This is a genomic window from Flavobacterium sp. UBA7682 (genome assembly GCF_002482945.1).
Classification (GTDB): Bacteria; Bacteroidota; Bacteroidia; order Flavobacteriales; family Flavobacteriaceae; genus Flavobacterium.
Map to the genome: position 1 here is coordinate 28,864 of NZ_DLGY01000051.1, position 25,113 is coordinate 53,976.

General features: G+C 35.1%; 28 protein-coding genes. 18 read left to right on the top strand and 10 right to left on the bottom strand.

Annotated elements, in window-relative coordinates; genetic code table 11:
• Nucleotides 1–76: 76 nt before the first annotated feature.
• The 8 genes from B3C16_RS16060 (at nucleotide 77) to B3C16_RS16095 (ending at nucleotide 7,002) form a co-directional block, all read left to right on the top strand.
• Complete coding sequence (locus tag B3C16_RS16060; protein ID WP_121313077.1) at nucleotides 77–925, top strand: glycosyltransferase; 849 nt, start codon at nucleotides 77–79, stop codon at nucleotides 923–925.
• A 4-nt stretch (nucleotides 926–929) separates the two neighbouring features.
• Nucleotides 930–1,616 carry an NTP transferase domain-containing protein gene (locus B3C16_RS16065; protein WP_187660615.1) on the top strand — a complete coding sequence of 229 codons (687 nt, stop codon included), beginning with the start codon at nucleotides 930–932 and terminating at the stop codon, nucleotides 1,614–1,616.
• A complete protein-coding gene (locus B3C16_RS16070) occupies nucleotides 1,616–2,659 on the top strand; it encodes a CDP-glycerol glycerophosphotransferase family protein (RefSeq protein WP_291133317.1) in 1,044 nt (347 codons plus the stop codon). Before B3C16_RS16065 ends, B3C16_RS16070 begins: the two co-directional genes overlap by 1 nt.
• Complete coding sequence (locus B3C16_RS16075; protein ID WP_291133319.1) at nucleotides 2,660–3,226, top strand: L-threonylcarbamoyladenylate synthase; 567 nt, start codon at nucleotides 2,660–2,662, stop codon at nucleotides 3,224–3,226.
• A gap of 103 nt (nucleotides 3,227–3,329) precedes the next feature.
• Nucleotides 3,330–4,751, top strand: a complete 1,422-nt coding sequence (locus B3C16_RS16080) for a CCA tRNA nucleotidyltransferase (RefSeq protein ID WP_121313073.1) — start codon at nucleotides 3,330–3,332, stop codon at nucleotides 4,749–4,751.
• 143 nt (nucleotides 4,752–4,894) lie between these two features.
• Nucleotides 4,895–5,914, top strand: coding sequence for a COX15/CtaA family protein (locus B3C16_RS16085; protein WP_291133322.1), 1,020 nt, complete (start codon nucleotides 4,895–4,897; stop codon nucleotides 5,912–5,914).
• A gap of 47 nt (nucleotides 5,915–5,961) precedes the next feature.
• The gene (locus B3C16_RS16090; protein WP_291133324.1) at nucleotides 5,962–6,732 is read left to right on the top strand and encodes a CDP-alcohol phosphatidyltransferase family protein; all 771 of its coding nucleotides are present in this window, start codon (nucleotides 5,962–5,964) and stop codon (nucleotides 6,730–6,732) included.
• Between the two features lie 87 nt (nucleotides 6,733–6,819).
• The gene (locus B3C16_RS16095) at nucleotides 6,820–7,002 is read left to right on the top strand and encodes a CsbD family protein (protein WP_121313070.1); all 183 of its coding nucleotides are present in this window, start codon (nucleotides 6,820–6,822) and stop codon (nucleotides 7,000–7,002) included.
• A gap of 87 nt (nucleotides 7,003–7,089) precedes the next feature.
• Here the strand turns inward: B3C16_RS16095 and B3C16_RS16100 are convergent, their stop codons facing one another.
• Both B3C16_RS16100 and B3C16_RS16105 read right to left on the bottom strand, forming a co-directional pair.
• Nucleotides 7,090–7,695, bottom strand: a complete 606-nt coding sequence (locus B3C16_RS16100) for a thioredoxin family protein (RefSeq protein WP_291133326.1) — start codon at nucleotides 7,693–7,695, stop codon at nucleotides 7,090–7,092.
• Between the two features lie 6 nt (nucleotides 7,696–7,701).
• The gene (locus tag B3C16_RS16105) at nucleotides 7,702–8,187 is read right to left on the bottom strand and encodes a TlpA family protein disulfide reductase (RefSeq protein WP_291133328.1); all 486 of its coding nucleotides are present in this window, start codon (nucleotides 8,185–8,187) and stop codon (nucleotides 7,702–7,704) included.
• A 474-nt stretch (nucleotides 8,188–8,661) separates the two neighbouring features.
• Between B3C16_RS16105 and B3C16_RS16110 the strand changes: the two genes are divergently transcribed.
• On the top strand, nucleotides 8,662–9,522 hold the full coding sequence (locus B3C16_RS16110; protein WP_291133330.1) for an OmpA family protein: 861 nt from the start codon (nucleotides 8,662–8,664) through the stop codon (nucleotides 9,520–9,522).
• 9 nt (nucleotides 9,523–9,531) lie between these two features.
• Here B3C16_RS16110 and B3C16_RS16115 read toward each other — a convergent pair whose 3' ends face one another.
• From B3C16_RS16115 to B3C16_RS16150, 8 genes are all read right to left on the bottom strand, one after another.
• Nucleotides 9,532–10,287 (bottom strand): LytR/AlgR family response regulator transcription factor, encoded by a 756-nt coding sequence (locus tag B3C16_RS16115; RefSeq protein ID WP_291133332.1) that lies wholly within the window; start codon nucleotides 10,285–10,287, stop codon nucleotides 9,532–9,534.
• A gap of 181 nt (nucleotides 10,288–10,468) precedes the next feature.
• Entirely contained in the window at nucleotides 10,469–10,771 is a 303-nt protein-coding gene (locus B3C16_RS16120) for a 2TM domain-containing protein (protein ID WP_121313065.1), read from the bottom strand.
• 2 nt (nucleotides 10,772–10,773) lie between these two features.
• Nucleotides 10,774–11,073, bottom strand: a complete 300-nt coding sequence (locus B3C16_RS16125; RefSeq protein WP_233549762.1) for a 2TM domain-containing protein — start codon at nucleotides 11,071–11,073, stop codon at nucleotides 10,774–10,776.
• A 2-nt stretch (nucleotides 11,074–11,075) separates the two neighbouring features.
• The gene (locus B3C16_RS16130) at nucleotides 11,076–11,390 is read right to left on the bottom strand and encodes a 2TM domain-containing protein (protein ID WP_291133335.1); all 315 of its coding nucleotides are present in this window, start codon (nucleotides 11,388–11,390) and stop codon (nucleotides 11,076–11,078) included.
• A 2-nt stretch (nucleotides 11,391–11,392) separates the two neighbouring features.
• On the bottom strand, nucleotides 11,393–12,730 hold the full coding sequence (locus B3C16_RS16135) for a 2TM domain-containing protein (RefSeq protein WP_121313062.1): 1,338 nt from the start codon (nucleotides 12,728–12,730) through the stop codon (nucleotides 11,393–11,395).
• Between the two features lie 98 nt (nucleotides 12,731–12,828).
• A complete protein-coding gene (locus tag B3C16_RS16140) occupies nucleotides 12,829–13,014 on the bottom strand; it encodes a hypothetical protein (protein WP_121313061.1) in 186 nt (61 codons plus the stop codon).
• Nucleotides 13,015–13,107: 93 nt separating this feature from the next.
• Nucleotides 13,108–13,728, bottom strand: coding sequence for a hypothetical protein (locus tag B3C16_RS16145; protein WP_291133338.1), 621 nt, complete (start codon nucleotides 13,726–13,728; stop codon nucleotides 13,108–13,110).
• A 198-nt stretch (nucleotides 13,729–13,926) separates the two neighbouring features.
• A complete protein-coding gene (locus B3C16_RS16150; RefSeq protein ID WP_291133340.1) occupies nucleotides 13,927–16,080 on the bottom strand; it encodes a TonB-dependent receptor in 2,154 nt (717 codons plus the stop codon).
• A gap of 409 nt (nucleotides 16,081–16,489) precedes the next feature.
• Between B3C16_RS16150 and B3C16_RS16155 the strand changes: the two genes are divergently transcribed.
• The 9 genes from B3C16_RS16155 (at nucleotide 16,490) to B3C16_RS16195 (ending at nucleotide 25,057) form a co-directional block, all read left to right on the top strand.
• Nucleotides 16,490–16,885: a hypothetical protein gene (locus tag B3C16_RS16155; RefSeq protein WP_291133342.1), complete on the top strand. Its 396-nt coding sequence runs from the start codon at nucleotides 16,490–16,492 to the stop codon at nucleotides 16,883–16,885.
• A gap of 48 nt (nucleotides 16,886–16,933) precedes the next feature.
• Nucleotides 16,934–17,563: a DUF998 domain-containing protein gene (locus B3C16_RS16160; RefSeq protein ID WP_291133344.1), complete on the top strand. Its 630-nt coding sequence runs from the start codon at nucleotides 16,934–16,936 to the stop codon at nucleotides 17,561–17,563.
• Nucleotides 17,564–17,626: 63 nt separating this feature from the next.
• The gene (locus B3C16_RS16165; RefSeq protein WP_121313056.1) at nucleotides 17,627–18,163 is read left to right on the top strand and encodes an IS1096 element passenger TnpR family protein; all 537 of its coding nucleotides are present in this window, start codon (nucleotides 17,627–17,629) and stop codon (nucleotides 18,161–18,163) included.
• A gap of 110 nt (nucleotides 18,164–18,273) precedes the next feature.
• On the top strand, nucleotides 18,274–19,332 hold the full coding sequence (locus tag B3C16_RS16170) for a nucleoid-associated protein (RefSeq protein ID WP_121313054.1): 1,059 nt from the start codon (nucleotides 18,274–18,276) through the stop codon (nucleotides 19,330–19,332).
• Nucleotides 19,333–19,450: 118 nt separating this feature from the next.
• On the top strand, nucleotides 19,451–20,944 hold the full coding sequence (locus tag B3C16_RS16175; RefSeq protein WP_291133347.1) for a YfcC family protein: 1,494 nt from the start codon (nucleotides 19,451–19,453) through the stop codon (nucleotides 20,942–20,944).
• 129 nt (nucleotides 20,945–21,073) lie between these two features.
• Nucleotides 21,074–22,864, top strand: a complete 1,791-nt coding sequence (locus tag B3C16_RS16180) for a hypothetical protein (RefSeq protein ID WP_291133349.1) — start codon at nucleotides 21,074–21,076, stop codon at nucleotides 22,862–22,864.
• 134 nt (nucleotides 22,865–22,998) lie between these two features.
• Entirely contained in the window at nucleotides 22,999–23,265 is a 267-nt protein-coding gene (locus B3C16_RS16185) for a hypothetical protein (RefSeq protein ID WP_291133351.1), read from the top strand.
• Nucleotides 23,266–23,312: 47 nt separating this feature from the next.
• Nucleotides 23,313–24,209: an ABC transporter ATP-binding protein gene (locus B3C16_RS16190; RefSeq protein WP_121313050.1), complete on the top strand. Its 897-nt coding sequence runs from the start codon at nucleotides 23,313–23,315 to the stop codon at nucleotides 24,207–24,209.
• Between the two features lie 11 nt (nucleotides 24,210–24,220).
• Nucleotides 24,221–25,057, top strand: a complete 837-nt coding sequence (locus B3C16_RS16195) for an ABC transporter permease (RefSeq protein WP_291133353.1) — start codon at nucleotides 24,221–24,223, stop codon at nucleotides 25,055–25,057.
• The last annotated feature ends 56 nt before the right edge of the window (nucleotides 25,058–25,113 follow it).

A 25,113-nucleotide genomic window follows, 5' to 3' on the forward strand; every position in this document is an offset into this window, starting at 1 on the left:
TTAAAGCAATTTTCTTGGTAAAAGTAACCAATTGGCTTTTAGACTCAAACAAATTGATTATTTTTGGAAAAAAAATATGATTTTTGAGCATTACCTCATTACCAGATTCAATTTAAAAAACCCCAACTGGAAGTTCACTAAGAACAACGAATTGCTTCTGAATGATCAATGGATGGATGAAAGAATTGAGTTGTTTGCGAATTTTTGCTTACCATCAGTAGCTTCGCAGACAAATAAAAATTTCAAGTGGTTGCTTTATTTCGACACTGATACTTCCGAAAAACATAAAAACCTCATTGCCCAATTAATCCAACCGCATTCCTTTATTGAAGCCTATTATATCGATGGTATGCCGATGTTGGTCGAAACGATTAGAAATTATATATCGACTAACGTCAAAACCGAATATTTAATCACCTCCAGAATCGATAATGACGATAGCATCAACAAGAACTTTATTGATGTCATTCAGTCGAAATTTGACCAACAAGAACATTTGGCCATCGATGTGACTTTAGGCTATACTTTGAATTTATCGCCTTTGATGATTGGCAAAAAAGAGCATTTGTTCAATCCGTTTATGAGTTTGATAGAGAAAAGCGCCAATGCCAAAACCGTTTGGTTTTACGACCACAATATGTGGAAAAAAGAAAAAAACATCATTCACCTTTCAGATCAAAGACTTTGGATGTCGAACATTCATGAGAAAAACAAAGTCAATGAATTTGACGGTTATGGTAATGTGAGTTGGGCCAAAGTGAGTCAGGATTTTATCCTTTCACCCGAAAAGAATGCCGAAATTGCATCCAAAATAATTCCACAATCAAAATGGTTGTATTTAAGTTTTAAGAACCAACTTTATGTTAATTTTGGCTTTTATTTAAAACTCGTTAAAAAGAAATTAGGACTTTATAAAATCAAATAGCAATATGAAAATTGTAATTCTCGCTGCCGGAATAGGCTCTAGACTTGGAAATCCATTCCCGAAACCTTTAACGACACTTGATGACGGTAAAAGTATCATGGAAAAACAAATCGAAAATATCACACAATACTTCGACATCAATGACATTTTCATCGTGGTTGGTTTTAAAAAAGAACTGATTATGGAGCGATTTGACGAAGTGGCTTATGTGTATAATCCGTTGTTTGATTGTACCAATACGTCTAAAAGTTTGCTAAAAGTCCTGAAAAAATTCAAAAACGAACCGGTACTTTGGTTCAATGGCGATGTGGTTTTTGATGCCAAATTGCTATCCGAATTGATGCCGGATATCAAAGCAAATAATTCTTTCGTAGCGGTAAATACTTCCCGAGTTTCCGACGAAGAAGTAAAATATACCTTAACCGATGGCTATATCGACGAATTGTCTAAAGTGGTAAAAAACGGTTTGGGCGAAGCGGTTGGTATTAATTTTATTGGTTCCAATGATTTGCAGCATTTCGTAACCCGTTTGGAAGAAGTTGATGACAATGATTACTTCGAAAGAGGTTTAGAATTGGCCATCCAATTGGACAACTTGAAAATCAAACCGATTGACATTTCTAAATACGATTGTATCGAAGTGGATTTCAAAGAAGATTTGGCGAATGCTAATCAATTATTGAAAAAGTAATGAGAACAGTGCTATTTTGTGAACATGCGTATGCTTTTGGAATTTTAGAACCGATAGCCGATGTGTTGAAAGCAAAGCAATACGACTATGTTTGGTTCACGACCAAAGCTTTAGCACCTAAGTTTCCTTTCAAAAACGAACCGCATATTAGCAGTATGTCGGACTTGAGAAAGTTCAAAAGCGACTGTCTTTTCATACCCGGAAATTATGCACCGTTTTACATTCGCGGATATAAAGCACAGGTTTTTCACGGTTTGGCCGGAGAAAAAGCGTCACATTTTAAAGTACGTGGTTATTTTGATGTTTATCTAACTCAAGGTCCGTATTTCACCGAAAGATTCAACGAAATCAAAGCCAAACACAAAAACTTTGAAGTCATAGAAACCGGTTGGTGCAAACTCGATGTCTACGAAAAAAACAAAACAAGTTATTTAGCTGAGAAAACTGAATTGCTTCAAAAACACAACGCCAAAAAGTTATTAGTCTTTGCTCCTACCCACAATGTCAGCATGAATTGCGCGCCATTTTTGATTGAAGAGTTTGAAAAATTAGCCACAAATAAAGACTATCTGATTGTGGTGAAATTTCACGATTTGACCAAACCCGAAGTCATGACTGACTACGAAGATTTGGCTTCAAAACACGACAACATCGTGATGTCAAAAGACCCAAATATCAGCAAGCTGATTTACATTGGCGACTTACTGATTAGCGATACTTCTTCGGTGGTTTATGAGTTTATTTTGTTAGACAAACCGGTATTGACCTACAAATCAAAAGCAGAAAATATTCTTTGGGACGATGCCAAAGAGTACACTAATTTAAAAGAAAAAGTCAAGGAAAATTTGACCATTGATAATTTCAAAGACCAAAGAGCCAAAGTAATTGCCGCTTACAATCCGTATCACGATGGCAAATCATCCCTTAGAATGATTGAAGCCGTAGAGAAAATGATAGCTGAAAAAGGCGTTCCTAAATGGCGTAAAATGGGCATCGACAGAATGATAGAATCCATCAAGATTTTCAATATAAAAAACCGTTAAATGAATCTCAACGAAGAAGTACACAAAGCCTTTGAAGTCATCCAAAATGGTGGCATCATCCTTTATCCAACCGATACTGTTTGGGGAATTGGTTGCGATGCTACAAATGTGGAAGCCATAAAAAAAATCTACGCTTTAAAACAACGCGAAGAAACCAAAAGTATGATTGTGTTGATGAATGGCGAAAAAATGATGTACAACGTTTTTAAAGACATTCCGGAAGTCGCTTGGCAAATTTTGGATTTATCCGAAAAACCAACGACCTTAATTCTTGATAATCCGCGAAATGTAGCACCAAATATCGTCGCTGAAGACAAAACCCTTGGCGTGCGAATCGTTAAAGAACCATTTTGCTTCAAATTGATGGAACGCATGAAAAAACCATTGGTTTCCACTTCGGCTAATATTTCCGGAATGTTTACACCAAAATCTTTTAAAGAAATTAGTCCCGAAATTATAAATGGTGTAGACTATGTAGTAAATTTGCACCACGAAAAAATCTGCGATAAACCATCGACGATTATTAAGTTAACTAGTGATAGTCAGGTGACGATTATTCGAAAATAAGAAATAAGCCTATTTTGTCATTTCGACGAAGGAGAAATCTCATCCAGTGATTTTTATTATGTGATTTCTCCTTCGTCGAAATGACAAAACCGAAATAGAATAAATGAATTATACCAAAGCATTAGACAATCCGATATTTAAAATTATAGCACAAGCAAGTCAAGAACTTAACCTTGAAAGTTATGTGATTGGTGGCTTTGTCCGTGATTTTTTACTACAACGCGATTTCAAAAAAGACATTGATGTGGTTGCCGTTGGTTCCGGAATTGATTTGGCTATGAAAGTTTCTCAATTATTACCGAACAAACCTAAAGTTCAAGTTTTCAAAAACTACGGCACAGCGATGTTGCGTTACAAAGAAATTGATATCGAATTTGTTGGCGCCAGAAAAGAAAGTTACACGCATGACAGTCGAAATCCTTTGGTGGAAAACGGCACTTTAGAAGACGATCAAAACCGTCGTGATTTTACCATCAACGCCTTGGCTTTTTCTTTGAATCTAAATAATTATGGTGAATTAGTTGATCCATTTAATGGTTTAACTGATTTGGAAAACAAACTCATCAAAACGCCTTTAAATCCGGATATTACGTATTCCGATGATCCGTTGCGAATGATGCGTGCCATTCGTTTTGCGACGCAATTAAACTTTACGATTGAAGAAAAATCTTTGCAAGCGATAACCGATAATAAAGACCGAATCAAAATCATTTCCGGTGAAAGAATTGTGGACGAATTGAACAAAATTCTGGAAACACCCAAACCGTCGATTGGTTTTTTACATTTATACAAAACCGGCTTACTCGAAATCATTTTACCCGAATTGACCGCGCTCAACAACGTAGAAGAAATCGAAGGCCATACGCACAAAAATAACTTCTATCATACTTTGGAAGTCGTTGACAATATTTGCCCGAATACCGATGATGTTTGGTTGCGTTGGGCAGCTTTGTTACACGACATTGGCAAAGCACCAACCAAACGTTTCAACAAAAAACAAGGCTGGACATTTCACGGACACGAATTTTTAGGCGGAAAAATGGTCAAAAAAATCTTTGAAAGATTGCACATGCCATTGAACCAAAAGATGAAATTTGTCCAAAAAATGGTGATGATGAGTTCGCGACCAATTGTATTATCAGAAGATATAGTAACCGATTCGGCTGTACGTCGTTTGGTGTTTGATGCCGGAGAAGATGTGGACAATTTGATGACACTTTGCGAAGCGGATATCACAACTAAGAATCCAACGAAATTCAAAAAATACCACAACAATTTCGATATCGTTCGTCGAAAAATTATTGAAGTCGAAGAACGCGATCATGTGCGTCAATTTCAACCGCCCATTAGTGGTGAAGAAATCATGGTTCTGTTCAACTTACAACCTTCAAGAGAAATTGGTGTATTAAAAGAAGCGGTAAAAGAAGCTATTCTGGAAGGAGAAATTCCGAATGAATATCAAGCCGCATATGATTTTGTTTTGGCGAAAGCGGAAAAAATGGGGTTGAAGAAAGTTACTGAGTAGCTAAGTTACTAAGTGGCTAAGTCAGACCATTTTCTCAAAAAAATTAATAAATTATTATAATTTGTTTTTAGTCGAAAAAGACAAAAGCAATATAAATTTGCAACTCAGTTACTGAGCCACTCAATAACTCAGCTACTCAAAATATGAAAAAAGACAAATCAGTCATTTATTGGCTACTTTCCGGTTGTGTTTTAGTGTTTATTATGGTCGTGGTTGGCGGAATTACCCGTTTGACGAACTCGGGTTTATCGATGACCGATTGGCATTTGGTAACCGATACTTTTCCACCGATGAGTGACCAAAAATGGCAAGAAGCTTTTGACGCTTATAAACAATTTCCGGAATATCAAAAAATCAATATTCATAATGATTTTCAGTTGGATGATTACAAATTCATTTACTTCTGGGAATGGTTTCATCGTTTTATCGGTCGAATAATCGGCTTAGTTTTTATCATTCCGTTTGTATATTTTTTAATCAAAAAAAGAATCGACAGCGCTACTTTGAAGAAATGCTTTATCCTACTCGGAATGGGCGCTTTACAAGGTTTCTTTGGTTGGTTTATGGTAAAAAGCGGTTTGGTAGACAATCCTGATGTGAGTCATTTTCGCTTGGCTTTACACTTAACGTTTGCTTTTGTTACTTTTGCTTATACACTTTGGGTAGCTTTGGATTTAATTTATCCTGATAAGAAATTTGTTTTGGTTGATTTGAAAAAGTTAGCCAGAATAACAATGTTTTTCTTAATCGCTCAAATCATTTATGGTGGTTTCGTTGCCGGATTAAACGCCGGATTAGTTCACAACCATTGGCCACTGATGAGTGATGGCCAGTTTTTCCATGACAGTATTGCTTTGGAGAAAGACAGTTGGTTACTACGTTTAACTGAAGGCAAAAGTGGCGTGCAATTCGTACACAGAACTATGGCTTATATAGTGGTTGGCTTGATTTTATTCTTATATCTCAAAAGCAAAAAATATGCACTCTCAGCCCAACAACAAAACGGATTGAATGCACTGGTTTTATTGGTTTTTATCCAATTTGCTTTAGGAGTTTTCACTTTGCTATACGCCGTTCCGCTTTGGCTAGGATTGATGCATCAAGTGGTAGCTTTCTTTTTATTGACGGCAATGACTTACACCTTACATCGCCTATCAAAATAATACGCTTGCCCAGACTATATTGTCGTAATTCTTGTTTACTAACTTAAATGTCTAAACTTGCCGCTCAAGATAAATTTTTAGATTTGTCTGATTATGGAAGATCTTTCGGGAGATTTTTCGCTAATCAATTAAAAGATTCCCGCTTTACACCTATACATGTTACTTTACTTTTTGGTCTTTCCGGACTGATTGCCTTTTATTGCATTTTGGAACATCATTATTTCCTCGCTGGCTTTTTCATCCTTCTAAAATCGGGTATTGATGCAGCAGATGGAGAATTGGCCAGATTAAAAAACACTCCTTCTTATTCAGGAAGATATTTGGACAGTGTGTTTGATATTGTCTTAAACTTTATGTTTTTAATGGCGATTTGCTATGTTTCTGAAACTACCATTTGGTTTACAATCTTGGCTTTTATCGGTCTTCAATTACAAGGTACTTTGTATAATTACTATTATGTGATTTTAAGAAATAAATCTGTTGGTAGCGATAGTACCAGTAAAATATTTGAATACAAAACACCCAAAGCTTTACCGGGAGAAACGCAGAAAACGGTCAATATTTTGTTCAAAATTTATCAAATCGTTTATGGAAAGTTTGACAAAATAATTCACGCTTTAGATCCGGAAGCTTATAAAGTAAAAACCTTTCCTAATTGGTTTATGAGTTTACTTTCTTTATACGGATTAGGTTTTCAATTGCTGATTATAGCAGTAATGTTGCCTATGGGTTGGATCGAATTAATTGCACCGTTTTTTATTGTCTACACCTTACTAATCTTTGCTTTGATTGGCATTCGGAAAAAATACATTATGTGAATTATACAATCTTGACTTATAATTCCATAACATCTCTTTACTTGCAAATGCCGAAATTTATAGTATATAATTTTAAAACTATAAATCATGCCAAATTCAAAAGAGATTGAAGGAAATTGGGAACAGCTTAAAGGAAAACTTAAGCAAAAATACGCAGACTTAACCGATGATGATTTGCTTTATGACGAAGGCAAAGAACAAGAAATGTGGGGAAGATTACAGGAAAAGATAGGAAAAACAGAAAAAGAAATTAAAGCATTATTTGACTAAATTAAGTTATGCTTTAATTACATCCGGAAAAGCTGCATCAATGAGTTATTTCCAAAAAAAAGTCCCGATTGATTCGGGACTTTTTTCTTATACTTTTTTCTTAGCTTTTATTGAACAACCAATTGCTTTGGTCTGTGCAGGAGAAGGATCACTTCCTTTATCCAACGCCGCGATGGCATTTTCCAAGTATTTTTCTTTTACAGCAGAAGCATCATCTGAATTGTCATCGATAGCGCCAATGTATTTTACCACCAAGTTTTTGTCTAATAAAAAAACATGAGGTGTTTTTGTAGCGCCATATTGAGGGTAAATCTTTTGTCCTTCATCAACCAAATATGGAAATACAAAACCCTTTTCTTTGGCTTTGTCTTGCATTAAATCATAAGTGTCTGCAGGTTGAACAGCCGGATCATTTGGATTGATAGCTAAAAGCACATAACCTTGTTTTTTATATTTCTTTGCTATCGCGTTGATTCTGTCTTCGTACTTAACCGCAAACGGACAAGTATTACAAGTAAATACAACAATAAAACCTTTGGCGTCTTTGTAATCGGCCATGCTGTACATTTTTCCGTCAACGGATTTCAGTTTAAAATCAGTTGCTTTGTCTCCGGGTTGATAACCTTCGGAAACCGCATTATCTCCGGCAAAAAAAGTGCTAAAGAAAACAATAAGTAAGGGTAAAAATTTCATGTTGAATTAATTTAGATTGATAAATGAGTTAACGTAGTCATCGAGTTCGGTAAAATTTTCAAATTCGCGCTCAGCGAATATCCTCTTTTTACCTTGTATAATTAATGTCGCCGGAATAGCACCCGACCAATCTTTGTCGATTTTAGACAGCCAAGAATTGTAATCTTTGTCGCTTAACAATAAAACCTCAGCAGTTATCTTTTTTCTTTCCACAAACGGAATGAGCTTTTTTTCTAAGTCTTTTTGGCTATCGAGACTGACCAAAATAACTTTAATCTTCTTGTTATCCGTATGCAGCTTTTCAAAATAAGGCAACTCTTTGATACACGGTGCGCACCAAGTCGCCCAAAAATTAATCACATAAACAGTATCGTTTTCTTTAATAATAGCCTTTTCAAAAGCATCAAACTTTTCATAAACCGTTATTTGTGCCGATGAACTATTGACAAATGTCAGCGTAAAAAAGATGGATAAAGTGTAAAGTAATTTCATCGTAAACAATTAAGGGTAACGAAGTTAATGAGTTAGCCGTTTATATGGAAAGCTGTTAACAAAACTTTACAACAAGCTTAACTATATCAAAAACCAACTATTGAGCATTTCCAACCCTTCGCAGCCTTCAAACGAGCTTCGGACTCTTAAAAACGAGCTTCGGACTCACAAAAATGGGCTTCGGACTCCTGAGAAAGTACTTCGTAGAGATTGGATCGAATTTCGGACTGGCAATAATGAGCTTCGGACAACTAAGAAAGGCTTACTAAATGTTAGAAACCGGCTTCGGAGAGACAGAATAATGCTTCGGATGACTTTTAGTAGACTATAGAGAATGCTTTTGCTTATGATTAAGATATTAAATGTTTTGAAACTCATGATGTATGAGTCATTTTTTAGACAAACTATTCTTAACAATGGACAATAATAATTAAAACCTTTCGTTTACTTTAAATATCTAAACACGAAGTCAACATGATTAAGTCATTTCTAATTCTTCTCTTCTTACATCCTTTCATTTTATCTTCTCAAAACCAAAGCCAATATCCCGATGTAATAATTGATTCCTACAACAGCAAAACCAAAACAAAGGATGCCTTTTACGGAGGTTCAAAAGTTCCATCAAGGCAAATCGTAGTCTCTTTAGATTCTCTTTTCTATAAAAATAATTGTTTTATAAGTTTACCACAAGGTAGTTATGTAATAGTAGGATTTACAAATAACTATATCATTGATGCTCCCAATCAAAATGATATTTTTATTGAAGAGGTTGGCGGTGCTGGAGAATATGCTGATGTGCTTGTAAGTTCCGATAATGCGGAGTACACATTTTTAGGAGTAGCCGGCAATGGGAGTGTTAATGAATTTGATTTGGCCAAAATCACTTATGAGAAACAGGTAAAATACATTAAAATTGTTGGTAAAGATAATAAAGGTGCCTCACCGGGTTTTGACTTGGGAAGTGTTTATGGATTGCCGGGAGCCAATAGATATGAAGAGGTTGTGATTTTAGAAAACGTATTGTTCCAAACCAATAAATCGGTTTTATTAGAGCAGTCTTATACACCGTTAGATAAATTAGTCCAACAATTACAAACTAATAAATCAATAAAAATAGAAATAAGAGGCCATACCGATAACGCAGGCAAGGAAGCTAAAAATCAAGTACTTTCGGAACAGCGTGCCAAAGCAGTTTTAAACTATCTTATTTCAAAAGGCATTGAAACCAATCGATTTTCCTGCAAAGGATTTGGGAGCACCCAACCCATTACCTCTAATGATACCGAAGAAGGACGAGAAAAAAACAGGCGAGTTGAATTCGTGAAAACGGAATAAAAATACAACTTATCCCAACCATTCCTTAAAATCATTCACCCTTTCTCGCGCCACGATAATCTCATCGTCTTTGTAAGTGGGCAAAATGACTTTTAGTCTTGAATTGCTGTGCAATTGAATCTCTTTAATGCCTTTCATCGGGATAATGAATTTGCGAGAAACACGGTAAAAATCTTTTGGATCGAGTTCAGTTTCGAGTTGTTCCAAAGTGTTGTCGAGCAAATAATCACGGTTATCTATTGTATGCAAATAAGTGCCTTTATTTTCGCTGTAAAAACATTCGACTTCCTCAATATTAATCATTTTTAGTTGTTGTCCCATTTTGATAGTGAAACGTTTTTTGTAAACCCTGTCAATGGGGTTAACCAACATTTTTTTAATCATTTCAAAGTCTAAAGACAAATTGGGCGCCGCTATATTTCGGGACTTGAATTTGTTAATGGCGGTTTCTAAATCGTCTTCGTCTATCGGTTTTAATAAATAATCAATACTGTTCAATTTGAACGCACGCAAAGCATATTCGTCATAAGCTGTCGTAAAAATCACCGCACTTTTGATGTCTATGTTTTCGAAAATTTCAAACGACAAACCGTCTGACAATTGGATATCCAAAAAAATCAAATCGGGATGCATATTCGAATTGAACCAATGGATAGATTCTTCCACAGAATGTAACATGGTATTGACTTGCAAACCCAATTTTTCCACTTTGCGTTGGAGTAATCTTGCGGCCGGTTTCTCATCTTCAATAATGATAATATTCATTTTCTTTTGGCTAATTGAGGTCATATTGATTCCGAATGTCCACCGGACATTCTCCTTTTAATTTCAAATGTCTTAGATGATGATGATATTCATATTTTTTTTTAGGTTCTGAGGATCTAAGATTCTGAGGTTCAGAGGTTTCTTCTTAGTACCTCAGGACCTTAGTGTCTTAGTACCTATTTTACTCCCATTTATTCTTCTTCTCCTTTTCCATCAATTCCTTAATCTTCTTGGCTTCCCAATCTTTGCCGAAAATCATGGTTGGCATAAACACTGAAAATCCGTGTGCGACCAAACCAATTCCCCAGAATAAAGGCGTAGTTACATTTTCCCAACGAAAAATACCTTCGGAGGAATTCTGAACATTTACAATCAGCAATATGATGTTAATCACCACATAAACAGCAGCATGCGTATAGAAACCTTTGATTTTCTTTACTCTTTTTACCGCTTCTTGGTATTTGATTTCGTCTAGATTTTCCATTATTATTCAAATTTATTTCTTTTATTTTCTTCTTCCATGTATTCTTTAATCTTTTTTTCTTCCCATTCTTGGTTGAAGAACGGAAACCAATTGAATACTTTCATAGCGTGAAATAACAAACCTATTCCCCAACCCATCATCGACCAAAAAAACCAAAGATATTGTGGTGTGTATTTTAAATTGATAAAGATTAAAACCGCCATTACCAAGATATAAGAAGTCAAATGTCCGTAAAACCCTTTGATTTGTTCGACTTGTTTTTTGGCGCGCTGGTATCTTTCGAAGTCGTTGTTTGTTTCCATGATTATTGCCATTTTTGTTTTTCAATTTTCTCTTTTTCGATTATTTTCTGAATGCGCTTTTGTTCCCAATTAGTCCCAAAAACTTTTTGCACAAAAAACAGTTGAAGTGCCTGAACAACTAGGAAGAAGGTCCAAATCCACATGACAAACTCATTGATAAATCGGATAGGCCAAAAGTTAATCGGAACACCAAAATACGTTTTGGCCACATAAATCGTAATCCCAATGATATAGATGAACAAGTGAATGTAAAACTGTTTTAATTTTTGTACGCGTTCTCTAACCATTTGTTCCAAAAGCTCGTTCGAATTTTCCATGTCTAACTCCATTTGTTGTTTTGACTATTTTCTTTGTTTAAAATCTCCTGAATTTTCTTTTCTTCCCACGATTTTCCGTAGCCGAAAGTTTCTATAGCATGAAACGTCAATCCCATTCCCCAACCCAACATTGGGAACCAAAACCATTGAAATCCGCCGGTTCTCAAATTGATAAAAATTAAAAACGGAATCACGCAACAATACGAAATTAAATTCCCGTAAAATCCTTTGAGCTTTTCCACTCGCTCTTTGGCTTTCATGTAAGCCATATTTTCATTGTAGATATTTTTAGTTTCCATGATGACTATTTGTTTAGTTAAAATCGGAATTTTTACTTTAAACACAGTTTCGGTTTGATCGACCAGAACTTTGCGTGCCGAAATCAAAGCATAACGATTCACGATGTTCTGAAGTCCAACGCCTTTACGGTCTTGCAAGACTTCTTTCTTTTGTAAATTATTCTCAACGATTAAATAATTATTTTCAATATAAATCTTGATGTTCAACGGTTTTTGTTCACTCGCAACATTGTGCTTGATGGTGTTTTCCAATAAAAGTTGCAACGAAAGCGGTACAACCTTAGCCTCAGGATTCCCAAATTCAGGCGGTAATTCATAGTTGATGCTGTTTTCAAAACGCATTTTGAGCAAATTCATATACGTTTTGGCGAAAGCCAATTCTTCATCAACCGAAACCAATTCTTTGTCTTTTTGTTCCAAAACATAGCGGTAAATTTTAGACAAAGAAGTCGTAAATCGTTGTGCATTATCCGGGTTTTCCTCTATCAACGAACTCAATACATTCAAGCTATTGAACAAGAAATGTGGATCGATTTGGTTTTTTAAACTTTCAAATTGTGCCGATGCGGTTCCGGCGATAACTTTTTGCTCTTTGACTTTATTTTCGGCGTAAGCCTTATAAAAATAAAATGCGTGAAAAGCCAGTGTCACAATGAAAGTCAGAATAAAAGCTACCAAATAATTACTAAATGTTTCTTGGCTTAGAAAATCATTAAACGAAGTGCCTTCGACAATTACATCTTCAAAAATGTGTAATAAAAAAATAATCGCAATGGAAATTAGGAACGAAGAAATAAAACCAATTAATATTCTTTTGGGCGTAAATCGATCCGCTTTGAAAACTTTATCCAAATAGATAAAAATAGATGCATTGGCAAAGTATAATGAAAATCCGTAAAGCATGGTGTAACCAAAGTTTACCAGTAAAGCGTAATCAAACTGAACTTTACTTCCTGTGATTAACCTAATCATCAACAACACAAAAAAGACGCTGATGGAAATGATTATGGCTCTTGGAATTTCTTTTATCAATTGTTTCATTTTTTAGTTGCTTAGGTTTTGAGGTTCTGAGGCACTAAGGTAGTGAGGTTTTTTTTACTAAGAACCTTAGTACCTTAGCGCCTTATTGCCTTTATCACTTATTTATTTTTCTCCGAACGATACATAGCCGATGCGATGAATCCAACGCCAATTCCGGCTAAAGTTCCTACCGCTGTATTGTGAAAAAACAATCCGGCCGCTATACCGACAAACATAAATCCGACGAATATCATGCCTGATAAATTGTTTACTTCTTTGTTTTTGTTTTGGTTTTCGTTTTCCATGATTTCTATTTTTAAAGGTTCTAAGACTCTGAGGTTCTAAGGTTCTGAGGTCTTTTCACTTAGAACCTCAGATTCTTAGTCCTTAGCATCTCTTTATTTACAATTTTTCAAGGCTTCTTGTGCTCTTTCTAATCCCCAATTTGGATGAAAAGGCGTTTCTTGTTTGAACTTTTCAAATAACGGAATAGCGCTTTGCAAGTCTTGACATAATTTTTTCACATCGGCTCCGGTCCATGGTGCGCTATTGATTTCGAATTCGGCTTTGCAATATACCGCTCTTGGATTTTCAGGAGCGATGAGTTTTGCTTTAGTGTATAATTCCATCACTTTTGGTGAATATTTCATGCCGTTTACCATTGGATCTTGTACAATCAATGCAGTATAAATCATCGCCTGCATTACCAGTAACTCCGGATTATTTTGACTAATCATACTGGCTTCGTCTTGTGCTTTTTGGGCTTTCTCAATTAAGGCTACAGCGTTAGCTTTATTCGCCGGTTTGAAGGCTTCCGTGGTGTTGATTAAAGCTACGTAATAATTGGGTAACCAATTTGTTTTTTCTGCTGCCGCGATACGTTCCATCAAATCGGAAGCTTCTTGTGCTTTGCCTTCTCCCCAAAGTCCGAGAGATTTCCCCATTCCTTGTTCAAATTGTGTTTGTGCTGATAACAGCGAACAAACGAAAAATGCGATTGTAGTGATAATTTTTGTCATGTCTTTTAATTTTATTTGATGATTAAAACTCTTGTTATTTTATAGTTCAAAAGTATCTCGGTTTTTGTTGTTGTAAAACTTATAATTACTGAACTGTTGATTTTTGGGGATGAATTGTTTTGGTCAAGGGATTAGGGATAAGTTAAAAGGGAAAAGTTGATTCACTTATGCTTATGCCTCTTCCCTTATCCCTTTCTTTTAAAGATTATCCAACTGATTATCCTTCTTATTCTCACTAATTGTCCAAAAGAAACCTACAAAGAAAAACTGATCTGCTGTTGGTCTGATGGTTCTACGATTGTAAACTCCGTCAGTATTTGGAGAATTTGCGTATTCATACCCAAAAACGTTTGCTGTTCCCAAAACATTCGACACTGAAAAGTACAAAATCTTTTGTTGTGTCATTAAATATGCCCAACCCAAACTCAAATTATTATAGCCTTTGGTTCTTCCATTCATAAACTCAGCCTCATTCGGATTGTTATAGGGTCTTCCGGTGGTGAAAGAATTGGTAACACTCAATTGCGATTTTAATTTGTTAATCCACCATTTGCTGACCACGCTTAAACTATGATTGGCGACAAAACTTGGGGTAACTTCGGCTGAATAATTTTTATAATTTCTTTGCGTATCAATAAAAGAATACGAAACCCAATATTCTACATTTTTGATGGTTTTATTGTCTCTCCAAAAAATATCCAAACCTCGGGCATAACCGGTTCCTGTATTGCTGAAATTGGTATCAAACTGAGAAGCTTCCGTGTCGTATTTCACCAAATCAGAATACTCTTTTAAATAAATCTCGGAGCGAAAAGTTCTTCGGTCTTTGCTGTATTGGTAATTCAAAATATAGTGTTGTGCTTTTTCGCTGTCCAAATAATCGGCATATTTCAAATAGTCTTGTCTTGGCGCTTGGGTAAAGCTTCCGTAGGCAAAAGAAAACTGTCCGTTTTTAGAGATTTTATAGGCCAAAGAAGCTCTTGGTGCCAACACCGTTTCGTCTAACAAATCGTTGTTGGACAATCTTGCTCCTAATTTTACGGCAAACTTTTTAGAGAAGAAAATATCCGCCTCGGTGAAGAAAGCTGCGATGTTGGCATTGTAACCGCTGTTGAAAGTATCGCCTTCGTATTGCTTGAAATCTTCGTCAAATTTGGTAATGAAGTAATCGCCACCAAAGGACAACTTCACTCTGTCTGAAAAAGATTTCCTTAGTTTTAATTTCAAATGAGACGAATGTTCTAAATTGGATACTTTGTCTAAATCGATTCCGATTTTATTTTGGCTGTAACCATAACTCAAACCGGTAAACAATTGCCATTGGGAACCAAAATTACCTTTGTAGGAAGAATTCAAATAGAAATTATTGTTATCTAAATCTACTCTGATTTTATCCGGATTATTGATAGATTCACTGTTGATGTCAAACTGGGAAGCATCAAACGCCGCGTATAATTTAAACATTCCATTGGTAAAACTATGTCGGTAAACCGCTTCGCCGGAAAGCGATTGAAAAGGCTTGTTCCAATCGGCACGTTGGGGAAACACTTTTTGATAGGGTTCCAAATTAATATATGCGGTATTAAAACTCAACGAATTATTGCTCCATTTTTGGGTATTCGCCAAACCTAAACCAACCGTCATCAACGAAATATCGGTTTTCTCTTCTGTGGCTTCGTCTTGCGTATTCAATAACAAAACACTCGACAACGCTTCGCCATACTCCGCTGAATAACCACCGGTAGAAAACGACATTCCACTGAATAAAAAAGGGGAAAATCTACCGCGTGTCGGAACATTAGCCGTAGTTGCACCATAAGGTTGTGCTACTCGAATTCCGTCTACAAAAGTTTGGGTTTCATCGGCTTCACCACCACGAACAAATAATCTTCCGTCTTCGCCAACGGTTTGTGTTCCGGGTAATGTCATCAGTGCCGAAACAATATCACCCATGGCACCGGCTGTGGTTACAATATCTAAAGGTTTTAAAACCGAAACTCTGGCTTTTTCGCCTGCGTCAAAAGTTCCTGCGGTTACGATAACGGCATCGAGTGTGTTGACACTTTCTTTGAGTTTGAAAGATTTGTTTTGGCAAGTCGCTACGTCAATGGGCGCTTTTAAAGTTTCGTAAGTCAAGAAACTAATCACTAAAATCTGATTGCCTTTAACTGAAGTCGTAAATTTAAAATTCCCATTCTCATCAGACGAAGTACCGTCGTAAGTACCATCGATAAAAATATTGGCGCCGACTATAGGTTTGCTTTTTTCATCGAGTATTGTTCCTGAAACGATTTGTTGTGCATTACTTGCAAAAGCAATTAAAAAAAGAGCTAAAGTGTAAATTGTTTTCATTGGTTTTGTTTTGATGAAGCAAACTTGCAACAAAGATTAAAACTATGAAATTTAAGTTTACCGAATTGTTATATTGAATGGATGAACTGTAAATTTACAATCCAAACCAAAATCAAACCAGCATCTTATTTAGCTTAGTATAAATTGGTTTAGGCGGAAAACATTAACACACTTTCTGTTACAAATGAAAAGATTACACAGCACAATCTTATAAATTAGTCAGAGAAAAACTATCAACTAAGATTAAAAAAGAAATGATTTCAATACAATAATCGATTTAAAATCAACCATTTAAAATAGTATCTTCTGCAAAGATGGACAATCGTTAAAATTCTTCTCTCATTAATTTCCATTATTTAAATAAAAATAGTTAGACTTGTGCAACCTTAATCAAAACTCTACTTAACCAATGAAAATCATCAAATCGCTTTTTGCATTTGCTACGTTCTTTGCTTTTAATACTGCTTCAGGACATTCACTTACAGAAAGATGGCCACAAATCAAAGCTTATCATGAAGTAATAACAAAAACATTTCATTCTTCGGCAGAAGGAAATTTGAATCCAATTAAAACTCATTCAGAACTACTTTTAGAAAGAGCCGACGCCTTGTCGGTTGAAAACATGCCTGAAGAATTTAGGAGTCCAAAGTTGATTGAATCATTAGTTGTCTTGAAAAAGGAAACCAAAGCCGTTAACGAATTGGTACAACAAAATGCAGGCGATGATGAAATAACTAAAGCCCTAGGCAAACTTCATGAAACTTTCCACAAAATTGTAAAGATGTGTCAAAACGAAAAAAAATAAAGAAAGAAACCTAGCTTAACCGTTAGGTTTTTTTTTAATTTTGAAAATATGATAAAAAAAGCATCCGTTTGGACAGGAATTATTGGCGCATTATTATTCATTTTAACTACAATAATAGCAGGCTCTTTATATCCTAATTATAGTCATACTTCACAATTCATTAGTGAATTGTATGCTGTTGATGCACCAAATGTTGATAAAATCAGGTATTATTTTTATTTGCCAAGTGGTATTTTGTTTCTTTTATTTGCCTTATTCTCAAATGTTTCTTTACCCAAATCTGGTTTGAAAACTCTTGGTTTTTTAGGTATTGGATTTGGTTACGGAATTGGAACTATCGTTTGCAGTATTTTCAATTGTGATATCGATTGTAATCCGGAGTTTATAAACCCAAGTTTATCTCAGATTATTCACAATCTGATGGGAATGATAACCTATTTTATTGTTCCTTTCTCTATTTTCGCCATAGGAGTTGCTTCAAAAAAATGGAATAATGCAACCAAGTTCACAACACTAAGTTACATTATTGCTGGTATTTCATTTGCTTTTGTATTGGTTTTGAATGTGAGTTTAGAATCGCCTTTCAAAGGATTAATCCAACGAATTATTGAAGCAAGTATTCTAATTTGGATTGTTTTCTGTTCGCTTCAAATCAATAAAAATCTTATCAACAAATAGTAAGTCGCAAATCGAATATCTTAAATTAAATTTTACCTTTGTCGCCTCAATAAAATTACGATTATGATTTATAAATTCAGAGCAATTCTCGATGCCGAAGAAGATGTTTTCAGAGATATTGCCATTCAGGAAGAAGATACTTTAGAAGATTTGCACAATGCCATTGTTAACGCGTTTGGTTTTGACGGTTTGGAAGTCGCTTCTTTTTACACTTGTGATGACCAATGGAATCAGGAAGAAGAAATCCCGATGTTTGACACCGGAGATGTTGCCGGTGAACAAAAAATCATGAGTGATTATCCTTTGAACCAATTATTGGGAGAAGACCAAACCAAAATCATTTACGTTTACGATTTCATCAACATGTGGACATTCCTGGTAGAATTGGCCGCAGTAGAAGAAGCCGAAACCGGTTTAATCTATCCTAATCTATTATTCTCGCATGGTGTATTGCCGGCTATTGCTCCGGAAAAAGAATTTGAAGCTGAAGGAGAAGATTTCTATTCTGAATTTGAAGACGACTTAGACGAAGATGATTTGGATATGTTTGGGGGTGATGACAGCTTTGAGGATTTCGGGTTTGAGGAGAATTGGAATTAAAAGCTGTCAGCTTTAAGCCGCAGGCCATAACAAACTATAATTATAATCTTATACAAAACAATTTAAAACCAAAAGGCTTAAGGCTTATAGCCTAAAGCTTAGTGCTACCTATGATAAACCTATTTAACGCCCACATCGAATCCTTATCCATACACCGAGTTGGAAACAAAAGTCGTAACGAAGCCATTTTCCTTTCAGACCAACCTTATGGTTTGAATGACGAAATTGTGCCACTTTTAAAAGAATATTTCTTTAAACCATTCCGTGAAAAGGAAGAAAATTACTTTCAGTTTGCACATGATGTCGATTTAGAATACAATGACATGTACAACTTAGCGACGGAGATTTTCACCAATCCGAATGATACACATGAAGTTTCTAAAAAAATCACCAAACACTTATTCGAACAATCAAACCATCCGCATATTAAGAATGGTGAAGTTTATGTAGCACATTTGACCAATGTTTCAATTGATAATAATGTAGTCGATGCGATTGGTGTTTTCAAAAGCGAAATCAAATCAGATTTTATGCAATTTGAAGAAAAAGGCACAACGTTAGAAATGATTTTGCAACAAGGAATCAACTTGAATAAATTAGACAAAGGTTGCTTGATTTTCAATTACAAAAAAGAAGAAGGTTACAAGATTTTAACCATTGACAGCAATCGTTATGACGCCCGTTATTGGTTAGAGCATTTCCTTTCAGTTGATGCATTTCAGGATGAAAATTTCTATACCAAAAAGTATTTAAAATTCTGTCAAGGATTTGCCAAAGACGTCGTTCTTCCGGCTGAAGACAAGAAAGAAGAGGTGATGTTTATGAACCGTTCGGTAAATTATTTTGCCAAAAATGACGAATTCGAAGAAAGCAAATTCCTCAACGAAGTACTTGACAATCCCGATTTGATTCCGGAGTTTAAAAACTATAAAGTCGATAAGGGCGAAAAATACAGCATCGAAGACATCACCAATTTCCCTATTGCTAATGCGGCCGTAACTGATGCCCGAAAGTCAATCAAAAACGTGATTAATTTAGATACCAATATTCAAATCAAGCTCGATTTTATCAACCCTGAAAGTGCCGAGAAATATGTAGAAAAAGGTTGGGACGAAGAAAAGCAAATGTATTATTACTTGGTTTACTTCAACAAAGAACAAAAGAGTTAGAAGGCAGATTTAAGACTTCCAAAAGCAGAAAAAAATCCCTAATTGCTAAAAACGATTCGGGATTTTTTTTGCGTAAAAACTAAATGATTATCTTGCTTATTGAAAAGCCAATTTTATTATGAGAAAAATTAAATTCCCGTCAGCCCAAAGCATTTTATTAATCATCGCCGCTTTAGTAACAATAATGACTTGGATCATTCCGGCTGGGAAATACAACCAACTTTTGTATGATAAAGAAGCCAAAGTTTTTTCAGTAAAAAGTGCTGAAACTTCAAAAAATGTTCCGGCAACGACCAAAACGCTGGACAGTTTGGGTATTAAAATTCCTTTAGAAAAATTTACCAGTGGCGATATTTGGAAACCCATAAACATTCCCAATACTTACAAGCAATTAGAAGCAAAACCCCAAGGCTTTTTCGACTTCGTAAAAGCGCCGATAAAAGGAATCATTGCCGGAGCCGATATTATCTTTTTGATATTATTCATTGGTGGTTTGGTAGGATTAATGAACACTACAGGTGCTTTTGATGCCGGGATTTCTTGGTTGGCCAAAGTCTTAAAAGGCAGAGAATACATTTTGATTATTTTAGTTACAGCCTTAATTTCCATTGGTGGAACTACCTTCGGTTTGGCCGAAGAAACGATGGCTTTCTACCCGATACTGATTCCGGTTTTTTTGGCGGCTAAATATGATGCGATGGTAGGTTTGGCGTGTATTTTTGTTGGTTCTTCTGTCGGCAACATGTTTTCCACTACCAATCCTTTCAGTTGCATAATCGCTTCCAATGCTTCGGGGATTAATTGGACAACCGGTTTAACCACAAGGTTTATCGTTTTTGTGATTGGCACCATCATTTGTATCATTTACATTATGAGGTATGCAAAAAAGGTGAAAAATAATCCAACACATTCTATTATTTATGACCAAAAAGAAGAAATCGAGACTTTATTCCACAAGAATTCAGGTACAACCATTCCATTGACTTCCCGATTACGCCTTATCCTTTTGGTATTCACTCTGTGTTTTGTGGTAATGATTTTTGGTGTTGCCAAATTAGAATGGTGGTTTTTAGAAATGACCACTACTTTTTTTGTGGGTGCCATTTTGATTGGTTTCATATCCAAAATAGATGAAAATACTTTTATCGATTCTTTCCTAAAAGGCGCCGGAGAGTTATTAGGGGTTGCCTTAATCGTAGGAATCGCCCGTGGTATTACCGTCATTATGGAAGACGGATTAATTAGTGATACGATGCTTTTTTATGCTAGTGGCATGACCGAAGGCATGAACAAAGGGCTTTTTGCCAACATGATGTTTTTTATCTATGGTGGTTTATCCTTTTTTATTCCTTCTTCTTCGGGAATGGCGGTTTTGACCATGCCCATTATGTCACCATTAGCGGATACCGTTGGCGTTGGGAGAGAATTAGTAGTTGATGCTTACATCTATGGTATGGGCCTTTTTTCATTTATCAATCCAACCTCATTAATACTAGCTTCATTGGCAATGATTAAAGTAGGTTATGACAAATGGCTGAAGTTTATAATGCCGTTGTTTTTCATTTTAATTGTTTTCACCATGATAGTACTAACTATTTCTGCTTATACTTAACCGCTAAACTGTTAAAACGAGAACAATGTGATATTATATTTTATATCTTTCCAGATTAGTTATTGAACATCAATGTCCTCAAAGCATTATATATACTTCCTACTCCTGTTTTTTTGTTGCCAAAATTTATTGGCGCAAGAAACAAAAACCCATAGTGGTAATGACTCCACCTTAGTCTATAAGAAAATTGAGAAATACTCTAAGAAGAGTAAGTTCAATAAATTTATTTACAAATTACTTTTTAAATCCAATCGAAAAGCAAAACCAACCGCTACAAGCACCAAAAGAAAGCGATTCTTGATTAAAAAAGCGTTTGACCGAAGCGAAGGCAAAATCATTCGAAACATCAATATTGAAACCTTAGATCCATTTGGATACTCGATTGATAATTATAAAGATGTTCCTGAAAAAGGATTTGAAAGATTTGGGAATAAATTACACCTTAAATCAAAAGTTTGGACGATTCGCAATCTTTTGCTTTTCAAAAAAAACCAGCCATTGGATTCGCTTATTGCGAAAGAATCAGAACGTTTGATTCGTCGCCAACGTTATACAAGAAGTGTGATTATCAAACCGGTAGAAATTCAAGGTAGTAAAGATTCTGTTGATATTTCGATACGCGTTTTAGATTCTTGGAGTTTGATTCCCACCGGAAGTTTATCAAGTTCCAGAGGTAATTTTGAGTTGACTGAGCGTAATTTTTTAGGTCTTGGTCATGAATTCAGAAACGATTTCACCAAACAATTTGATACCGGAAAAAGTGCTTACTTAAGTCAATATTCTATCAATAATATAAAAAACACTTTTATCAATACAGTCTTCACTTATGAAAACTCTATAAACAATAATACCATTAAAAGCGCCCGAGTTGAGCGTCAATTTATCTCACCTTTCACCCGATTGGCCGGTGGTGTCTTTTTTGAAAATAGATTTTATATTGATTCTTTATCCCTTGACAATGTTGATTTTGAAAACCACCGATTCAAACTGGAAACACAAGAATATTGGTTAGGCCATTCGTTTAAAATATTTAAAGGAAAAGATGAAGATTATAGGACTACCAACTTGGTCACAACAATTGGATATAAAAATGTTAATTACCTAGAAACGCCAACTTTAGTCTATGATCCGACACGATTTTTTGCTTCTGAAAAATTATATTTAGCCACTATTGGTTTGAATACCCGAAAGTTTGCCGAAGATAAATATTTATTCAACTTTGGCATCATTGAAGATATTCCTTACGGTCAGGTTTTCTCTATAACCGGCGGATTTCAGGATAAGAATGATAACCGAAGAAGTTATTTTGGTGGCCGATTTGCTTACGGCGATTATTTTTCGTTTGGCTATTTGAGCTTAAATACCGAATGGGGAAGCTTTTTCAATAATGGTTGTACTGAAGAAACTACCTTTAAAATTGAAGGAAACTATTTCACCAATCTACAATACCTAGGCAACTGGAAAATAAGACAGTTCGTCAAACCGAAATTAGTCATTGGAAATCACAGAGCACCAATTATGAAAGACCGAGTATTACTCTCAGATGACAATGGTATAATTGGGTTTAATAATCCGTTAATCAATGGGACTCGAAAAATTTCGATGGCTTTGCAAACCCAAACTTATGCTCCTGGAAATTGGCATGGATTTCACTTTAGTCCTTTTTACAACATGACTTTTGGCTTTTTAGGCAATGAAACCGACAGAACTTTTGATGGTAAATTGTATTCAAAATTCAGTTTAGGCGTTTTGATTAACAATGATTATTTGGTATTTAATAGTTTCCAAATTTCATTCTCTTATTATCCTTCAATTCCATTTGAAGGAGATAACGTTTATAAAACGAATTCTTTCAAAAACGACGATTTGGCTTTGCCTGATTTCCAAATTGGTCAGCCGATTATCGTTCCTTACAAATAAAAGACAGATTTAACATTTATTTTTTGTAAGTTTTATACTTTATAATTAACAAAAAAAACGTATTTTAACGACTATTTTTGCTTTTAAACGTCTAACTGGTTAAGTTTATCATACCTAAAACAAAACCCTATCCTATGAAACTAAACTACTTAACTCAAGGAATGGTGAAAAAAAGTTACCGCTGTTCCTTTCTTGGACATCGCTTTGTGGAAACCAAAAAAATAAACATTCACTTTAGCGAATATGAATGTGAAATCTGCAAATCACAAGCGACTAATGACTGCAGAGGTCAAAAAATAACGTTGACTTCCAAACTCAAAGACATCAATGAAACACTGTTTTATTTGAATCTGAAAAAACAATTTATCACTAAATTCTACTTTCAAAAAAAAGAACAGTAACAAATTCAGATTTCAATCGTCATACGTGAAACCAAAAAAACTGACCATTGGAATCTACCATTCTCTCTATTAACAAACTCAATAAACGTTACGGCAAAATCCATGCTGTAAAAGACGTTTCTCTCGAAATACACAAAGGAAATGTTTACGGCATTCTCGGACCAAACGGAAGTGGAAAATCTACTACTTTAGGTATCGTCTTGAATGTAGTTAACAAAACTTCCGGAGACTACAGTTGGTTTGGCGGCGCAATGCAAACACATGAAGCTTTGAAAAAAGTAGGTGCCATCATTGAGCGACCAAATTTTTACCCATACATGACTGCCAAAGAAAATCTGGAATTGGTTTGTAAAATCAAAGGTATTACCTATACGAAAGTTAACGAAAAACTCGAAGTTGTCGGACTTTTAGACCGAAAAGACAGCAAGTTTAAGACTTTTTCTTTAGGGATGAAACAACGTTTGGCCATTGCTTCTGCGCTATTAAATGACCCAGAAATTTTAATTTTGGACGAACCAACCAACGGTTTGGATCCGCAAGGCATTCATCAAATTCGTGATATTATTCGATTAATAGCTTCGCAAGGCACGACCATTCTTTTGGCTTCTCACCTGTTAGACGAAGTAGAGAAAGTTTGCAGTCATGTGCTGGTTTTACGTTATGGCGAAATTTTATACAGTGGAACGGTTGACGGAATGGTAGCCCATGAAGCCTATTTTGAATTACAGACCAATGATCATAAAAAACTTATTGAAACCATCAACTTGCATCCTGAAGTAGAAAAAGTTTCGGAAGCGGAAGGCAAAGTAATCGTTCACTTCAAAAATGTAGTTGATGCAGCGCAATTGAACAAATACTTGTCTGAAAAAGGCATTTATCTCAATCATTTAGTGGTGAAAAAACTGAGTTTAGAAGAACAATTTTTAGCCTTAACCAATAAATAAACGCCACGATTATGAAAAGATTAATCTCTATAGAGTTACAAAAAATCTGGAAAAACCGCGCCAGTAAAGTTTTGACAATCGGTTATTTTGTCATTCTTTCTTTTATTGCCCTGATTGCTTCAATAAAGTTTGACATTGGAAATTTTAAAATTCATTTTGCCGAAATGGGCATCTTTAATTTCCCATTTATATGGCATTTTAATACTTGGATTGCTTCGCTGTTAAAATTCTTTTTAGCCATTGTTATTGTTTCAATGATGGCCAATGAATACAGTTACGGAACTTTGAAACAGAACCTTATTGATGGTATGAGTAAAAAGGAATTTATTCTTTCAAAATTCTTGACAGTAGTGCTTTTTGCCTTTGGCTCGACGCTATTCATTTTTGTAATGTCGCTACTGTTAGGTTATAGTTTTTCTTCTTACACCGAGTTTAGCATCGTTTTTTCCGGAATGGAATACCTGCTTGCCTATTTTGTGAAACTAGTTGGCTTTTTCTCTTTCTGTTTGTTTTTAGGTGTGTTAATTAAACGCTCGGCTTTTGCTATCGGATTTTTATTTATTTGGTTTTTGGTTGAGAAAATATCCTATGGTATTTTAAAATTTGAAATTTTCAACAGAAGTCCAAAAGTAGATGATTTTTATGCCTTTATGCCTTTAGAATCCATGAGTAACCTAGTTGTTGAGCCTTTTACGCGGTTAAGCGTTATCAAAAATATCCAAACTGCTGTTGGAGAAAATAATGTTAAAGATTATGATGTACATTTTTCATCCTTGCTAATCGTTTTAGTCTGGGCAGCAATTTTCATTTTCTCATCTTATAAAATAATCAAAAAACGAGATTTATAATCAATTCTTAAAGAAAACATAAATAGGAAACTTCTTTTTATGTTTTCTTTTTTATT

Bases quoted from the DNA above. Each gene is read 5' to 3' on its own strand.
- B3C16_RS16145 (WP_291133338.1), bottom strand. From the start codon at position 13,728: ATGACAAAAATTATCACTACAATCGCATTTTTCGTTTGTTCGCTGTTA.
- B3C16_RS16070 (WP_291133317.1), top strand. From the start codon at position 1,616: ATGAGAACAGTGCTATTTTGTGAACATGCGTATGCTTTTGGAATTTTA.
- B3C16_RS16060 (WP_121313077.1), top strand. From the start codon at position 77: ATGATTTTTGAGCATTACCTCATTACCAGATTCAATTTAAAAAACCCC.
- B3C16_RS16105 (WP_291133328.1), bottom strand. From the start codon at position 8,187: ATGAAATTACTTTACACTTTATCCATCTTTTTTACGCTGACATTTGTC.
- B3C16_RS16175 (WP_291133347.1), top strand. From the start codon at position 19,451: ATGAGAAAAATTAAATTCCCGTCAGCCCAAAGCATTTTATTAATCATC.
- B3C16_RS16120 (WP_121313065.1), bottom strand. From the start codon at position 10,771: ATGGAAAATCTAGACGAAATCAAATACCAAGAAGCGGTAAAAAGAGTA.
- B3C16_RS16160 (WP_291133344.1), top strand. From the start codon at position 16,934: ATGATAAAAAAAGCATCCGTTTGGACAGGAATTATTGGCGCATTATTA.
- B3C16_RS16095 (WP_121313070.1), top strand. From the start codon at position 6,820: ATGCCAAATTCAAAAGAGATTGAAGGAAATTGGGAACAGCTTAAAGGA.
- B3C16_RS16080 (WP_121313073.1), top strand. From the start codon at position 3,330: ATGAATTATACCAAAGCATTAGACAATCCGATATTTAAAATTATAGCA.
- B3C16_RS16100 (WP_291133326.1), bottom strand. From the start codon at position 7,695: ATGAAATTTTTACCCTTACTTATTGTTTTCTTTAGCACTTTTTTTGCC.
- B3C16_RS16140 (WP_121313061.1), bottom strand. From the start codon at position 13,014: ATGGAAAACGAAAACCAAAACAAAAACAAAGAAGTAAACAATTTATCA.
- B3C16_RS16085 (WP_291133322.1), top strand. From the start codon at position 4,895: ATGAAAAAAGACAAATCAGTCATTTATTGGCTACTTTCCGGTTGTGTT.
- B3C16_RS16090 (WP_291133324.1), top strand. From the start codon at position 5,962: ATGTCTAAACTTGCCGCTCAAGATAAATTTTTAGATTTGTCTGATTAT.
- B3C16_RS16165 (WP_121313056.1), top strand. From the start codon at position 17,627: ATGATTTATAAATTCAGAGCAATTCTCGATGCCGAAGAAGATGTTTTC.
- B3C16_RS16110 (WP_291133330.1), top strand. From the start codon at position 8,662: ATGATTAAGTCATTTCTAATTCTTCTCTTCTTACATCCTTTCATTTTA.
- B3C16_RS16170 (WP_121313054.1), top strand. From the start codon at position 18,274: ATGATAAACCTATTTAACGCCCACATCGAATCCTTATCCATACACCGA.
- B3C16_RS16130 (WP_291133335.1), bottom strand. From the start codon at position 11,390: ATGGAAAATTCGAACGAGCTTTTGGAACAAATGGTTAGAGAACGCGTA.
- B3C16_RS16125 (WP_233549762.1), bottom strand. From the start codon at position 11,073: ATGGAAACAAACAACGACTTCGAAAGATACCAGCGCGCCAAAAAACAA.
- B3C16_RS16135 (WP_121313062.1), bottom strand. From the start codon at position 12,730: ATGAAACAATTGATAAAAGAAATTCCAAGAGCCATAATCATTTCCATC.
- B3C16_RS16150 (WP_291133340.1), bottom strand. From the start codon at position 16,080: ATGAAAACAATTTACACTTTAGCTCTTTTTTTAATTGCTTTTGCAAGT.
- B3C16_RS16115 (WP_291133332.1), bottom strand. From the start codon at position 10,287: ATGAATATTATCATTATTGAAGATGAGAAACCGGCCGCAAGATTACTC.
- B3C16_RS16065 (WP_187660615.1), top strand. From the start codon at position 930: ATGAAAATTGTAATTCTCGCTGCCGGAATAGGCTCTAGACTTGGAAAT.
- B3C16_RS16075 (WP_291133319.1), top strand. From the start codon at position 2,660: ATGAATCTCAACGAAGAAGTACACAAAGCCTTTGAAGTCATCCAAAAT.
- B3C16_RS16155 (WP_291133342.1), top strand. From the start codon at position 16,490: ATGAAAATCATCAAATCGCTTTTTGCATTTGCTACGTTCTTTGCTTTT.
- B3C16_RS16185 (WP_291133351.1), top strand. From the start codon at position 22,999: ATGAAACTAAACTACTTAACTCAAGGAATGGTGAAAAAAAGTTACCGC.
- B3C16_RS16195 (WP_291133353.1), top strand. From the start codon at position 24,221: ATGAAAAGATTAATCTCTATAGAGTTACAAAAAATCTGGAAAAACCGC.